Source organism: Delftia sp. WSY_16 (assembly GCF_043104415.1).
Taxonomy (GTDB): domain Bacteria; phylum Pseudomonadota; class Gammaproteobacteria; order Burkholderiales; family Burkholderiaceae_C; genus Comamonas; species Comamonas tsuruhatensis.
On sequence record NZ_JBICKS010000027.1, the window covers coordinates 1 to 13,196 of the forward strand.

The 13,196-nt window shown below is 62.3% G+C and carries 12 protein-coding genes; 8 read left to right on the top strand and 4 right to left on the bottom strand.

All coding sequences use genetic code 11. From position 1 onward, the window contains the following. The 3 genes from ACF8O7_RS14495 to ACF8O7_RS14505 form a co-directional block, all read left to right on the top strand. Positions 1 to 1,369, top strand: a 1,369-nt coding sequence (locus tag ACF8O7_RS14495; protein WP_392443594.1) for an N-6 DNA methylase, incomplete at its 5' end; no start/stop codon positions are given. A gap of 10 nt (positions 1,370 to 1,379) precedes the next feature. Then, on the top strand, positions 1,380 to 3,047 hold the full coding sequence (locus ACF8O7_RS14500; protein WP_392443597.1) for a restriction endonuclease subunit S: 1,668 nt from the start codon (positions 1,380 to 1,382) through the stop codon (positions 3,045 to 3,047). A gap of 42 nt (positions 3,048 to 3,089) precedes the next feature. Continuing rightward, entirely contained in the window at positions 3,090 to 4,949 is a 1,860-nt protein-coding gene (locus tag ACF8O7_RS14505) for a DUF262 domain-containing protein (RefSeq protein WP_392443600.1), read from the top strand. 199 nt (positions 4,950 to 5,148) lie between these two features. Here the strand turns inward: ACF8O7_RS14505 and ACF8O7_RS14510 are convergent, their stop codons facing one another. Then, on the bottom strand, positions 5,149 to 5,571 hold the full coding sequence (locus tag ACF8O7_RS14510; RefSeq protein WP_392443603.1) for an ankyrin repeat domain-containing protein: 423 nt from the start codon (positions 5,569 to 5,571) through the stop codon (positions 5,149 to 5,151). Between the two features lie 60 nt (positions 5,572 to 5,631). Then, positions 5,632 to 5,925: a helix-turn-helix domain-containing protein gene (locus ACF8O7_RS14515; protein WP_016453859.1), complete on the bottom strand. Its 294-nt coding sequence runs from the start codon at positions 5,923 to 5,925 to the stop codon at positions 5,632 to 5,634. 141 nt (positions 5,926 to 6,066) lie between these two features. Here ACF8O7_RS14515 and ACF8O7_RS14520 point away from each other — a divergent pair, with 141 nt between their 5' ends. Next, positions 6,067 to 6,450 (top strand): hypothetical protein, encoded by a 384-nt coding sequence (locus ACF8O7_RS14520; RefSeq protein ID WP_310037853.1) that lies wholly within the window; start codon positions 6,067 to 6,069, stop codon positions 6,448 to 6,450. Positions 6,451 to 6,487: 37 nt separating this feature from the next. Here ACF8O7_RS14520 and ACF8O7_RS14525 read toward each other — a convergent pair whose 3' ends face one another. Beyond that, positions 6,488 to 6,838 (bottom strand): helix-turn-helix transcriptional regulator, encoded by a 351-nt coding sequence (locus ACF8O7_RS14525; protein WP_012204227.1) that lies wholly within the window; start codon positions 6,836 to 6,838, stop codon positions 6,488 to 6,490. A 263-nt stretch (positions 6,839 to 7,101) separates the two neighbouring features. Between ACF8O7_RS14525 and fusA the strand changes: the two genes are divergently transcribed. Then, positions 7,102 to 9,204, top strand: coding sequence for an elongation factor G (gene fusA / locus ACF8O7_RS14530; RefSeq protein ID WP_392443607.1), 2,103 nt, complete (start codon positions 7,102 to 7,104; stop codon positions 9,202 to 9,204). 418 nt (positions 9,205 to 9,622) lie between these two features. On the opposite strand, the gene ACF8O7_RS14535 is transcribed toward fusA, so the two are convergent. Further along, positions 9,623 to 10,537, bottom strand: a complete 915-nt coding sequence (locus ACF8O7_RS14535) for an inositol monophosphatase family protein (protein WP_016449664.1) — start codon at positions 10,535 to 10,537, stop codon at positions 9,623 to 9,625. A 216-nt stretch (positions 10,538 to 10,753) separates the two neighbouring features. Between ACF8O7_RS14535 and ACF8O7_RS14540 the strand changes: the two genes are divergently transcribed. The 3 genes from ACF8O7_RS14540 (at position 10,754) to ACF8O7_RS14550 (ending at position 13,184) form a co-directional block, all read left to right on the top strand. Next, positions 10,754 to 11,581, top strand: a complete 828-nt coding sequence (locus tag ACF8O7_RS14540; RefSeq protein ID WP_312841073.1) for an RNA methyltransferase — start codon at positions 10,754 to 10,756, stop codon at positions 11,579 to 11,581. A 35-nt stretch (positions 11,582 to 11,616) separates the two neighbouring features. Next, positions 11,617 to 12,441 (top strand): serine O-acetyltransferase, encoded by an 825-nt coding sequence (gene cysE / locus ACF8O7_RS14545; protein ID WP_016449662.1) that lies wholly within the window; start codon positions 11,617 to 11,619, stop codon positions 12,439 to 12,441. An 80-nt stretch (positions 12,442 to 12,521) separates the two neighbouring features. Continuing rightward, positions 12,522 to 13,184 (top strand): nitroreductase, encoded by a 663-nt coding sequence (locus ACF8O7_RS14550; protein ID WP_313283625.1) that lies wholly within the window; start codon positions 12,522 to 12,524, stop codon positions 13,182 to 13,184. The last annotated feature ends 12 nt before the right edge of the window (positions 13,185 to 13,196 follow it).

Sequence of the window (13,196 nt, forward strand, 5' to 3'; positions counted from 1 at the left end):
GGTGTTTGATGCACTCGAAGAAGAGCTTGAACTTACTCGTGACAGCTACCACAGCCCCATCCCCGAAGACATGCGCTGGCGCAACTGGGCGGCAGACCCCGAGGGCATGACCGGCGATGCGCTGCTCGACTTTGTGGACAACCAGCTCTTTGCCACCCTCAAGAGCCTGAGCGCCGACCCCGTGCGCAATCCGCGCGGCTACGTGGTGCGGGGCGTGTTCGAAGACGCTTACAACTACATGAAAAGTGGGCAGCTTCTGCGCCAGGTAGTCAACAAGCTCAATGGCATCGATTTCAACCGCCAAGCCGAGCGCCACCAGTTCAACGACCTGTACGAAAAGATTCTCAAAGACCTGCAAAGCGCCGGCAACGCGGGTGAGTTCTACACCCCGCGTGCAGTCACTCAGTTCATGGTGGACATGGTCAACCCGCAGCTGGGCGAAGTGGTGCTCGACCCCGCCACTGGTACCGGCGGTTTTCTGGTCTGCGCCATCGAGCACCTGCGTAAGCAGGTGCACAACGCCGCGCAGGAAGCGACGCTGCAAAACAGCATTCGCGGCGTTGAGAAAAAGCAGATGCCGCACATGCTCTGCGTCACTAATCTACTGCTGCATGGCATCGAAGTGCCCAGTCAAATCCGCCACGACAACACTCTGGTGCGCCCGCTGCGTGACTACACCCAGGCCGACCGTGTGGACGTGGTGCTCACCAATCCGCCGTTCGGCGGCATCGAGGAGCCCGGCATCGAGCAGGGCTACCCTGCCGACGTGCGCACCAAGGAAACCGCTGACCTGTTCCTAGTGCTGATCAAGCACATCCTTAAGGTGAACGGCCGTGCCGCCGTGGTGCTGCCCGATGGCACCTTGTTCGGTGAAGGTGTGAAGAGCCGCATCAAGGAACAGCTGCTGACCGAGTGCAACCTGCACACCATCGTGCGCCTGCCCAACGGAGTGTTTGCGCCTTACACCGGCATCAAGACCAACCTGCTGTTCTTCACGAAGGGCCAGCCTACGCAGCATGTCTGGTACTACGAGCATCCGTACCCATCGGGCGTGAAGAACTACAACAAAACCAAGCCCATCCGCATCGAAGAGTTCGACGCCGAGAAAACTTGGTGGGGTGCTGAAGCCGATGGCTTTGCCACCCGTGTGGAAAACGAGCGTGCCTGGAAGGTCAGCATCGACACACTTCGGGCCGCCAACTGGAACCTTGACCAGAAGAACCCGCATTTGAGAGAGCAAACTAGCCACGACCCCGAGGTGCTGCTGGCCGACTACGCACGCCTGCAGGCTGAGGCTCAGGCGCTGCGCGATGAACTCAAATGCATCCTGGCGCAGTCTTTCTCTGCCCAATCAACCGCCGACGCTTGAGGAATAGCACATGCTGCTATTAAATTTGGATTTACTGGCCACAGCCTCCGGCGGCGTGGCGCGCCTTCGTGAACTGATCCTGACCTTGGCCGTGCAAGGCAAGTTGGTGTCGCAAGACCCTGCCGAGGAATCGGCCAGCGCGCTGCTGCAGAAAATTCGGGCGAAGAAAGATCGGTTGATTGGGGAAGGCAAGATTAAGCGGGACAAGCCGGTTGCAGAGATCTCGGATGAGGAAAAGCCGTTTCGATTGCCTGCTGGCTGGGTATGGGTGCGGTTTGGCGATGCCTCGATCAATCGTGATGCCGAACGCATTCCGGTTTCGTCGAGCGACCGTGAAACTCGTGCGAAAACCTACGACTACTACGGTGCTTCCGGCGTTATCGATAAGATCGATGGATTCTTGTTCGATAAGACACTGCTGTTGATTGGCGAGGATGGCGCTAACCTAATTAATCGTTCGACCCCTATTGCGTTTCTTGCACACGGTAAGTACTGGGTTAACAATCATGCGCATGTCATCGACACGACGCATCCAGAGTTAATGACCTATCTGGCATTGTCTATTAACGCGATATCTTTGGAGCCGTATGTCACGGGTACAGCCCAGCCGAAAATGAATCAGGCGAAGCTCAACGGCATCGTGATTGCATTGCCACCTCTGGCCGAACAATGCCGCATCGTCGCCCGCGTCGAGGAACTCATGCGCCTGTGCGATGCGCTGGAGGCCAAGGTGCAGTTGGAGACCACGCAACACGCCCAACTGGTCAACACCCTGCTGGGTAGGCTCACTGTCAGCACCACGCCCGAGGAACTGGCCGACAACTGGCAGCGCGTATCCCAACACTTCGACCTGCTGCTCGACCGCCCCGAAGCCATCGACGCTCTAGAGCAAACCCTGTTGCAACTGGCCGTGCGCGGCCTGCTCGTACACCAAGACGCCAGCGACGAACCCGCCAGCACCCTACTGGCCCGCATTCGATTCGAAAAAGACCTTCTAATCGCCGAAGGCAAGATCAAGCGCGACAAACCCCTGCCGCCTATCACCGAACAGGAACAGCCGTTTGAGCTGCCGGTAGGGTGGGAGTGGGCACGACTGGGTGAAATCATGCTGATCTCCAGCGGTGTGACACTGGGTAGAAAGACTGCAATACCCTCGCCCGTTACATTGCCATATCTGCGCGTGGCCAACGTGCAGCGTTGGCACTTGAATCTGTCCTCCATGAAGGAAGTCGTCATTGACCAAAGCGAGTTAGAACGATTTCAGCTTCTCAGTGGTGATTTGCTTATTACGGAAGGCGGCGACTGGGACAAGGTGGGCCGTACCGCTATATGGCGCAATGAGTTGGAATTTTGCCTGCACCAGAACCACGTTTTCAAAGCGCGAGGGATTTCTCCTGACTGGAACTCGGTTTGGGCCGAGCTGTATTTGAATTCTGGGGATGCGCGCGTCTACTTTGCATCATCGGCTAAGCAAACCACAAATTTGGCTTCCATCAACATGACGCAATTGAAAAATTGCGCGTTTCCCGTGCCCCCCATCGCCGAGCAATCCCGCATAGTCACCCGCGTCACCGCCCTGCGCCGCCTGTGCGCCGACCTGCGCCAGCGTCTGAAGGCCGCGCAAGCCACTCAATCCCACCTGGCCCAGGCCCTGGTGGAGTCTTCCAACGCCCTGTGAAAGAGTCTGTCTGTGTCGAGCTTTGAAACCAACCCCAAGGACATGAAAGACCTGCTGGTCGATATCCAGGCAGGCAAGATCCAGTTGCCCGACTTCCAGCGCGGCTGGGTGTGGGAGGACATGCGCATTCGCGAGCTGCTGGTGAGTGTGGCGCAGTCCTTTCCGGTGGGCGCCGTGATGATGCTGGAGACGGGTGGCGAGGTGACGTTTGAGCAGCGCGGTGTGGAGGGCGTGGAGCCGCGCCCTAAGGCGGAGGACGCCAAATGGTTGATCCTCGATGGCCAGCAGCGCCTGACGACGCTGACCCAAGTGCTGCAGCTCAAGACGCCGGTGCAAACGCACAATGGGCGCGGCAAGAAGATGAAGCTCTTCTACTACTGGGACATTGAAAAGGCGCTGCAACCAGGCACCGATTTGCTGGATGCCATCGTAGCGGTAGACGAGTGCCGCCAGCAGTATGGCCAGTTCCACCGCGACGTAACGCTGGACCTGAGTACCCGGGAGCGTGAATGCGTGGCGATGCACTTTCCGTGCAATGCCATGTTTGACGCGATGGCCTGGATGGTGGACCTGAGCAAGCTCAACCCCATCAAGATTCAGCAGTTCCTCGAATTCCAGCAGGCGGTGATTGGCCGGTTCACCGGGTACAAGGTGCCGGTCATTCAACTGCTCAAAGACACCTCGAAGGAGGCAGTGTGCACGGTCTTTGAGAAGGTCAATACGGGCGGCGTGGCGCTGAATGTGTTTGAACTGATCACGGCCACCTTTGCGGCTGAAAAATTCAACCTGCGTGACGACTGGCTGGGTAGCGTGGAACGCAACATGCAAGGCCGGCAGACGCGTCTGTACGCTCACGACCTGCTGCGCAATGTGGAGGCCAGTGATTTCATTCAAAGTATTACTTTGCTGGTTACCCGTGCCAAGCGCCACGAGCGGCTGGCCGAGCTCACAAAAGCCAATGCCGGGGTAGTGCCCGATGAGGATAAGCAACAGCTGCCTCCAGTTAGCGCCAAGCGCAAGACCATGCTGACCCTGAGCCGCGCGGCTTATGAGGCCTGGGCCGGCAAGGTTGAGCAGGGGTATCTGCAGGTTCCTAGCTTCTTGCGTAAACAGTCCATCATGCGGCTGCGCGAGCTGCCCTACCAGACGCAACTGGTGCCCCTGGCCGCGATCCTCGCCGAGCTGGAAGACAGAGCATGGTTGACGCCAGTGGTGTTCGACAAGCTCTCACTCTGGTTCTGGTGTGGCGTTTTGGGCGAGCTGTATGGCGGCGCGGTGGAGACACGTATCGCCAAGGATGTGGAGGAAGTGCTGGACTGGGTGAAGAACGACGGGCCCGTGCCTGCCACGGTGTCAGACGCGAGCTTTGATGCGCAGCGCCTGGACCGGCTCTACACCCGCAACAGCGCGGCCTACAAGGGTGTGAACGTGTTGGTACTGCGCCAGGGTGCGCAAGACTGGTACTTCAAATCCACGGTGGACAAGCTCGACAACGACGACATGATGAGCCTGGATATCCACCACATCTTCCCGGAAGATTGGTGCAAGAAGCGAGGCATAAAGCCCGCTGTCTTCAATAGCATCGTCAACAAGACCCCCATTTCCTACAAGGCCAACCGCAAGATCGGGGGCACTGCGCCGTCTGCTTACCTGGCCAAATTACAGGCAGACAAGCTTGTGGCGTTGGACACGGCTGCAATGGATGCACTGCTGGAAACCCATCAGGTTCCAGCTCAGTTCCTGCGCGCGGATGACTTCGAAGGGTTTTACGCAGCCCGTAAGGCGAATCTGCTGGCGTTGATTGAGCAGGCCATGGGCAAGGCACCGTTGTCGCATGCCGAAGCTGCCGATCACGACGATGGCGCAGTCGAGGAGGCTTTGGCCGCTGCGCAAGAAGCCTAGGCCGAAGCAACAACAAGAGCGCTTTAAATTGGCCGTAGCAAGGAGCCTCTTCTTCAGTCAACCGGTCGATTCTCTGGGGAGAATTGACCGGTTGAACCCACTGTCCGGAGTTGTCGTTCGCGGCCCGTGACGTACTACTGCTTCCGGTCGGCTGCTGACTTTGAGTGCATGCCTGGGTGCTAGCGAACGTTCGACAATTTCAAGACTGGCTACCCAAGAGCACCCGTTCTACGCGCCCCGACCGATACGCCCGAGCAAAGTCAACCGCCGTTTCACCCCTCTCAGTCTTTGCGGACACGTCAGCCCCATGCGTGAGCAGCCAGAAGATGGCATCAAGCGGCTCATCCCCAGGAGCCCCTCCGCGCTGAATAGTCGAGTCGATTGAAAAATCGACGGCCATGTGAAGCGCAGTCCACCCGTCCGCATAGGCCCGCCTCACATCGGCGCCGTACTGCAGCAGCAAGTCCAGGACCTTCAAGCCGTTTGCACAAGCCGCTGCCATCAGAGGTGACTGGCCTTCCTCATCCATTGCGTTGGCATCGACGCCAGCCTCAAGCAGCCGTCGCACTTCGGTGATTTGCCCATCGTCAATGGCTTTCATGAGCGCACTGATGTCATCCATGCCCAACCTCCGGTTTCGGCCGTTCTTTTGGAAGTCTCGAAGCTCAGCGAGTCTCGGCTGCTAGTCCGCAGTCCCACCCCGCAGCTCCTCCTCAGCCCTCCCCATTACCTCCGCCGCGCCACACCCCAGCCCCCGCGCAATCTTGAACACGATGACCAGCGTGGGCATGTGCTCCCCACGCTCCACTTTGCCCATGTGAGAACGCTCGATATCGGCGAGGTTGGCCAGTGATTCCTGGGAGATGCCGCGCTCGTTGCGAAGGGAGCGCACCGCCGCGCCGAAAGCCCGGGCAATGTCTGCATCAAATGAAGTGGCGCCGACTGGACGGCCGCGTTTGACAGGACGCTTTTGCATGGGCAAGAGCGTCAGTTTTTGATGCAATTTAAACCACGTTATATTTAACTCTTTTGTTGATCTTGGGCTGCTGCTGCCTTGCATCCGGCACAGCTCGGTACGAGGCCGAGACGCAGGCTTCAATCATCAGAGGAGGCTTCGATGGATCAAGACATCTGCACCATTTCCCAACCCAACCTCGACGACCTGGCCATCGACGCCGTCCTGCACCTGGGCGCTGCCCTCGAAGTGCTGGAGCTGCACGCCAGCCACAAGGTCACGGCCATCAATTGCGTCTGCCGCGACCTGCTGCGCATCTACTACGCCAAGGCCGATCAGGCGCAGTCGCTGGAGCCGCAGGACAAGGAGCTGTTGGGCTTGCTGCACGACACGGCGGTGGATTTAGGCTATGCCGTCGAGGTGGTGGACCATCTGAATGGCGACGAGGCCGATGACCCCATCCTCTATGCCGTGAGCTATCTGCTCAAGGCGGCCAAGCGGTTTGCGGATGAGGGCGTGGCTGTGGCGCTTGCCGTGAAGGGGTAGGGCGCAGGCCTGCCGCCTGCGTTGCAGGGGTGGGGCTTCAAGGGCAGGGTTTGAGGTGGGCGGCCGTGGCCTGTTCGGTGAGCGGGTCTTCGGCCAGGGCCTGCAGCAGCGCGTCCAGCAGGCCGGGAAAGCGCGCATCCAGGTCTTCGCGGCGCAGGGAGAGCAGGTTTTCGCGGCCGTCGGGGCGCTGCCAGATCACGCCGCTGTCGCGCAGCACGCGCCAGTGATGGGTCATGGTGGATTTGGACTGGCCCTGCAAGAGCGAGCCGCAGGCGCGCTCATGGCCTGCGGCCAGCGCGCGCACCACGGCCAGGCGCAGGGGATTGCCCAGGGCGTTGAGCAGGTTTTCCAGGCGTATCTGTTCGCGGTCGGGGTGGTTGGCAAGCATGAATCGTCCAGTCGATGGGGCGCCACTGTGCCATGGAAGCAATGCCGCACGTCGCTGATGCGGCGTGGCGCGGGCAGTTATCTGGCAGACACGCCCCTTGCGTGGTGAAAACATGAATCGTTCTGCAAGAAGTTGCGGAAGATAGTACGATTGTCTTCGTACATTCCAATTGTCATCAACCCTCATTCAACCCCCGCGAGAATCCGACCCTTCGAACCGGCAGATCACGCACTTACGCTTTCGTAGCACCCAGGAGTCCTTTCATGGCCCGCCATACCCCCATAGAACGCTATCGCAACATTGGTATCTCCGCGCACATCGATGCCGGCAAGACGACCACGACCGAGCGCATCCTGTTCTACACCGGGGTGAGCCACAAGCTGGGCGAGGTGCACGAGGGCGCCGCCATCATGGACTGGATGGAGCAGGAGCAGGAGCGCGGCATCACCATCACCTCGGCGGCGACTACCTGCTTCTGGAAGGGCATGGACGGCCGCTTTGACCAGCACCGCATCAACATCATCGACACCCCGGGCCACGTGGACTTCACCATCGAGGTGGAGCGTTCCATGCGCGTGCTCGACGGCGCCGTCATGGTCTATGACGCCGTGGGCGGCGTGCAGCCGCAGTCCGAGACGGTCTGGCGCCAGGCCAACAAGTACAAGGTGCCGCGCCTGGCCTTCGTCAACAAGATGGACCGCACGGGCGCGGATTTTCTGCGCGTGCGGCAGATGATGGTGGACCGCCTCAAGGCCAACCCCGTGCCCATCGTGCTGCCCATTGGCGCAGAGCAGCAGTTCACCGGCGTGGTGGACCTGCTCAAGATGAAGGCCATCATCTGGGACGAGGCCACGCAGGGCATGAAATTCGAGTACCAGGACATTCCCGCAGCCATGGTGGCCGACGCCAGGAAGTGGCGCGAGTCCATGGTGGAGGCGGCTGCCGAGGCCAGCGAAGACCTGATGAACCGCTACCTGGAAGAGGGCGACCTGCCCGAGGCCGACATCCTGCGCGGCCTGCGCCTGCGCACCATTGCGGGCGAGATCCAGCCCATGCTGTGCGGCTCGGCCTTCAAGAACAAGGGTGTGCAGCGCCTGCTGGACGCCGTGGTCGAGCTCATGCCTTCCCCGCTGGAAGTGCCGCCCGTGGAGGGCCACGCCGAAGACGGCTCCATCATCGTGCGCCACGCCGATGACAGCGAGAAGTTCTCTGCCCTGGCCTTCAAGCTGATGACCGACCCCTTCGTGGGCCAGCTCACCTTTGTGCGCGTGTACTCGGGCGTGCTCAACAAGGGCGACAGCGTGCTCAACTCCGTCAAGGACAAGAAGGAGCGCATCGGTCGCATCGTGCAGATGCATGCCAATGAACGCCTGGAGGTCGATGAAATCCACGCCGGCGACATCGCTGCCTGCGTGGGCCTGAAGGACGTGACCACGGGCGAGACCCTGTGCGACCCGTCCGCGCCCATCGTGCTGGAGAAGATGGTCTTCCCCGAGCCCGTGATCGCCCAGGCCGTGGAACCCAAGTCCAAGGCCGACCAGGAAAAGATGGGCATTGCCCTGTCGCGCCTGGCGGCCGAAGACCCGTCCTTCCGCGTGCGCACGGATGAGGAATCGGGCCAGACCATCATCGCCGGCATGGGCGAGCTGCACCTGGAAATCATCGTGGACCGCATGAAGCGCGAGTTCAACGTGGAAGCCAACGTGGGCAAGCCCCAGGTGGCCTACCGCGAAACCATTCGCCAGAAGGTTACCGATGTGGACGGCAAGTTCGTTCGCCAGTCCGGCGGCAAGGGCCAGTACGGCCATGTGGTCTTCACGGTGGAGCCGCAGGAACCCGGCAAGGGCTTCGAGTTTGTCGACGCCATCAAGGGCGGCGTGGTGCCGCGCGAGTACATCCCTGCGGTGGAAAAGGGCGTGGTCGAGGCCCTGACCAGCGGCGTGCTGGCCGGCTACCCCGTGGTGGACGTCAAGGTCACGCTGACCTTCGGCTCTTACCACGACGTGGACTCCAACGAAATGGCGTTCAAGATGGCGGCCATCTTCGGCTTCAAGGAAGCTGCCAAGAAGGCCAGCCCCGTCATCCTGGAACCCATGATGGCCGTGGAAGTCGAGACGCCCGAAGACTACGCCGGCACCGTCATGGGCGACCTGTCCTCGCGTCGCGGCATGGTGCAGGGCATGGACGACATGGCCGGCGGCGGCAAGTCCATCAAGGCCGAAGTGCCCCTGTCCGAAATGTTCGGCTACGCCACCTCCCTGCGCTCGCAAACGCAAGGCCGTGCCACCTACTCCATGGAGTTCAAGCACTACGCCGAAGCACCGCGCAACGTGGCCGAGGCGGTGATCAACGCACGGGTCAAGTAAGAGGTGGGAGGGTTGCGGGCAGCTTGCTGCCCCTGACCCCCTCTCACCCCTCCCGTATGCCCACGCCTGCGCCGGGCCGCCTGCGGGGTTGCAGTCCTGCCGAAGGACAGGACTGCTTCGTCAACTGAATCGCCGTGATTGTCTGAACGTAGCGCGCAGCGCGAAGTGAGTTTCACGGCGAACCCCGCAGGCGGCCCGGCGCAGGTTGCCCGCAGCGAAGCGAAGGGACGTGGACATTCGGGTCGCCTTCTTTGATCTGACCTTTCTTGGCGAATCAAGAAAGGGCAGTCGGCCGCCGGGCCGAGACCCGGCCCCGAAAAGCAACCCCCCGGCAGGGGCAAAAAGCGCACCGAACCCACGCCCAACGAAAAACAGCTCCTTGAAGGAGCTGTTTTTCATAAGAGAGGAGAAGCCGGAATCAAGCCTCAGGCTGCTGCTCAGACTCAGCAGTTTCAGCATCAGCGACGGGAGCCGCCTCTCCAGAATCAGACAGCGCCTGCCGCACACCCGCCTTCTCACCAGCAGAAGCAAACTTGCTGTACTTGCCAACGATGCCGACCAGGGCGCCATAAATGCGCGGATTGCCCGCCAGGCATTCCTTCTGCTCCAGGAAATCGGCTTCGCCCGTGAAGTTGCCGACCAGGCCACCTGCCTCGGTCACCAGCAGGCTGCCGGCGGCCACGTCCCAGATCTGCAGGCCGCTTTCAAAGAAGCCATCGGCAAAGCCGGCTGCCACGTAGGCCAGGTCCAGCGCGGCGGCGCCGGGGCGGCGCACGCCTGCGGTTTCCTGCATCACGTCGCCCAGCATGTTCATGTACTGCTTGAAGTTGTCGCCACGGCGGAAGGGGAAGCCGGTGGAGATCAGGCTGTCCTTGAGCTGGATGCGCTTGGACACGCGGATGCGGCGGTCATTCAGGTAGGCGCCGCGGCCGCGCGTGGCCGTGAACAGGTCGTTGCGCGAGGGGTCGTACACCACGGCGTGCTCCACCTTGCCCTTGAAGGACAGGGCAATGCTCACGCAGTACACGGGGAAGCCGTGGATGAAGTTGGTGGTGCCGTCCAGCGGATCGATGATCCAGACGTAGTCGGAGTTCTTGGCGCCGAACTCGTTGCCCGATTCCTCGGCCAGGATGCCGTGGCCCGGGTAGGCGCCCAGCAAGGTTTCGATGATGGCCTGCTCGGCCGCCTTGTCCACCTCGGTCACAAAGTCGTTGACCTGCTTTTGTGCGACACGCACGGATTCCACGTCAAGAGCCGCGCGGTTGATGATGGCGCCGGCGGCGCGTGCGGCCTTGATGGCCACGTTGAGCATGGGATGCAGGTTGGTCGACATAGATTGTGAGGCGTTGGCGGAGCAGCGGCTGTGCAAGGAGAGGACGGTTCTCTCTGGCAAAAGCAGGCTGTTTGACGCGGGTAAGAACGGAAAAAGCCGCGTCCGGCGATGCGGGGCGGCGACAATAGCGCGCAATTTTACCCGCCTTGTCCGTTTTGTGCTGCGCAACCTGTCCCGTCTTGGGGGCTCTGCCGGCGCCGGCAGGCCAGCGACGCAATGAAAACCCGATTCGTACTGATAGAAACCAGCCACGCCGGCAATGTGGGTGCCGCCGCCCGCGCCTTGAAGACCATGGGCTTTGACGACCTGGTGCTGGTGCGCCCGCGCTGGCCCAACGTGCTGCGCAAGGAAGAGACCATCCAGCGGGCCAGCGGCGCGCTGGACGTGCTGGGCAATGCGCGCGTGGTCGAGACGCTGGAGGAGGCGCTGGACGGCATCAGCCACCTGTGCGCCACGGCCATGACGCCGCGCGACTTCGGCCCGCCCACGCGCACGCCGCGCCAGCATTTCGAGCTGCTGCTCAGCGGGGCGCTGGATGTGCTGGCTGCGCCCGATGAGGCCGATGCGCCCGATGAAGCGGCGGCGCCTGCCGATGCATCCGTGTCGGCACAGGCTCCCACGCCGCGCTGCAACCAGTCGGGCGTGGCCTTCCTGTTCGGCTGCGAGCGCTTCGGCATGAGCAACGACGATGTCTACCGCAGCGATGTGGCGCTGTCGATTCCGTCCAATCCGCAGTTCGGCTCGCTGAACCTGGGGGCGGCCATCCAGGTGGTGGCCTACGAGTGGCGCCAGGCGCTGGGCGGCTTTCCCGTGGTGGAGCACACGCCCGCGCCGCAGCGCGCCGACGCGGCCCAGGTGGCCGGCATGCTGGGCCATTGGGAGCAGGCGCTGGCGCATATCGGCTTTCTCGATCCGGCTGCGCCCAAGAAGCTCATGCCGCGCCTCAACCAGCTTTTCAACCGCTCGCAACTGACCGCCGAGGAAATCCACATCCTGCGCGGTGTTGCGAAGGCCATGCTGCAGAGCACCCCACCGAAACGCTAGACTGAGCGGTCTTGTCAACAATAACCAGCCCCTAGATGCTTGACCGCCTGCGCTCCGATATCCAGTGCATCCTCGACCGCGACCCTGCGGCACGCAGCACCTGGGAGGTCATCACCTGTTACCCGGGTCTTCATGCGATCTGGCTGCAGCGTCCGGCGCACTGGTGCTGGAACCATGGCCTCAAGTGGCTGGGGCGCTTCATCTCGCACATCGGCCGCTGGCTCACCGGCATCGAGATCCATCCGGGCGCCGTCATCGGCGAGCGCGTCTTCATCGACCACGGCATGGGCGTCGTCATCGGCGAGACGGCCGTGGTCGGCGACGGCTGCACCATCTACCACGGCGTGACCCTGGGCGGCACCTCTCTGTACAAGGGCGCCAAGCGTCATCCCACGCTGGGCCGCGACGTGGTGGTCAGCGCGGGCGCCAAGGTGCTGGGCGGCTTCGAGGTGGGCGACGGTGCCAAGATCGGCAGCAATGCCGTGGTCATCAAGCCCGTGCCCGCAGGCGCCACGGCCGTGGGCATTCCGGCGCGCATCATCGCCAGCAAGAACGGCCACAGCGCCGATGTGACCGAGCACGACCCGGCATCTGCCAAGGCCGAGTCCATCAAGGTCCCGGCCTCTGCCGCGCCCCAGCCGTTCACGGCCTACGGCATCACCCAGGAAATGGACCCCGTGGCCCAGGCCATGCGCGGCCTGAGCGATGGCGCGGCCGCGCACGAGCAGCAGATCGCGCTGCTTTGGGAGGCCATTGCCAAGCTCTCGGCCGGCAGCAAGGTGGGCGACTGCGTGCCCTGCGAATCCGAGCGCCCGCAGGCCTTCCAGAAGGACAAGATCGACCAGATCATGGGCAAGTAGGCCTGCACAAGATCACCAAAGATCCCCAAGATCCCCAAGATCCCCAAGATCCCCCAAGAAGACCGGAGACTCCGACCAGCATGAACGTTGAACAGGCCTTGCATGCGCGCCGCTCCGTGCGCGCCTTCCTGCCCCAGTCGCCCGATGCGGCGCTGGTGCGCACCCTGATGGAACAGTCGGCCAATGCGGCCTCGGGCGGCAACCTGCAGCCCTGGCGCGTGCTGGCGCTGACGGGCGATCCGCTGCAGCAGTTGCTCACCGCCGTTGCCGAAGCCGAGCCCCAGGACGCCCAGCCCGGCCTGTCCTACCCGCCCAATCTCTGGGAGCCCTACCGCAGTCGGCGCTTTGCCAATGGCGAAGAGCTGTACCAGTCGCTGGGCATTCCGCGCGACGACAAGCCCGCGCGGCTGGAGCAGCTGGCGCGCAACGGCCAGTTCTTCGGCGCGCCCGTGGGCCTGATCGTGGCGGTGGACGAGCGCATGGGCCTGCCGCAATGGGTGGACCTGGGCATCTACCTGCAGTCCTTCATGCTGCTGGCCTGCGCCAATGGCCTGGCCACCTGCGCCCAGGGCTTCTGGCGCCGCTACAACGACGCCGTGACCCAGGCGCTGGCGCTGCCCGAGGGCTACCACGTGGCCTTCGGCATTGCGCTGGGCTACGAGGACAAGAACGCCCCCATCAACGGCTGGCGCGCCACGCGCGCTCCGCTGGCCGAATGGGGTGCGCTGCGCGGCTTCGACTGACGGCGGCGCATG

Bases quoted from the DNA above. Each gene is read 5' to 3' on its own strand.
- ACF8O7_RS14500 (WP_392443597.1), top strand. From the start codon at position 1,380: ATGCTGCTATTAAATTTGGATTTACTGGCCACAGCCTCCGGCGGCGTG.
- ACF8O7_RS14505 (WP_392443600.1), top strand. From the start codon at position 3,090: ATGAAAGACCTGCTGGTCGATATCCAGGCAGGCAAGATCCAGTTGCCC.
- ACF8O7_RS14510 (WP_392443603.1), bottom strand. From the start codon at position 5,571: ATGGATGACATCAGTGCGCTCATGAAAGCCATTGACGATGGGCAAATC.
- ACF8O7_RS14515 (WP_016453859.1), bottom strand. From the start codon at position 5,925: ATGCAAAAGCGTCCTGTCAAACGCGGCCGTCCAGTCGGCGCCACTTCA.
- ACF8O7_RS14520 (WP_310037853.1), top strand. From the start codon at position 6,067: ATGGATCAAGACATCTGCACCATTTCCCAACCCAACCTCGACGACCTG.
- ACF8O7_RS14525 (WP_012204227.1), bottom strand. From the start codon at position 6,838: ATGCTTGCCAACCACCCCGACCGCGAACAGATACGCCTGGAAAACCTG.
- fusA (WP_392443607.1), top strand. From the start codon at position 7,102: ATGGCCCGCCATACCCCCATAGAACGCTATCGCAACATTGGTATCTCC.
- ACF8O7_RS14535 (WP_016449664.1), bottom strand. From the start codon at position 10,537: ATGTCGACCAACCTGCATCCCATGCTCAACGTGGCCATCAAGGCCGCA.
- ACF8O7_RS14540 (WP_312841073.1), top strand. From the start codon at position 10,754: ATGAAAACCCGATTCGTACTGATAGAAACCAGCCACGCCGGCAATGTG.
- cysE (WP_016449662.1), top strand. From the start codon at position 11,617: ATGCTTGACCGCCTGCGCTCCGATATCCAGTGCATCCTCGACCGCGAC.
- ACF8O7_RS14550 (WP_313283625.1), top strand. From the start codon at position 12,522: ATGAACGTTGAACAGGCCTTGCATGCGCGCCGCTCCGTGCGCGCCTTC.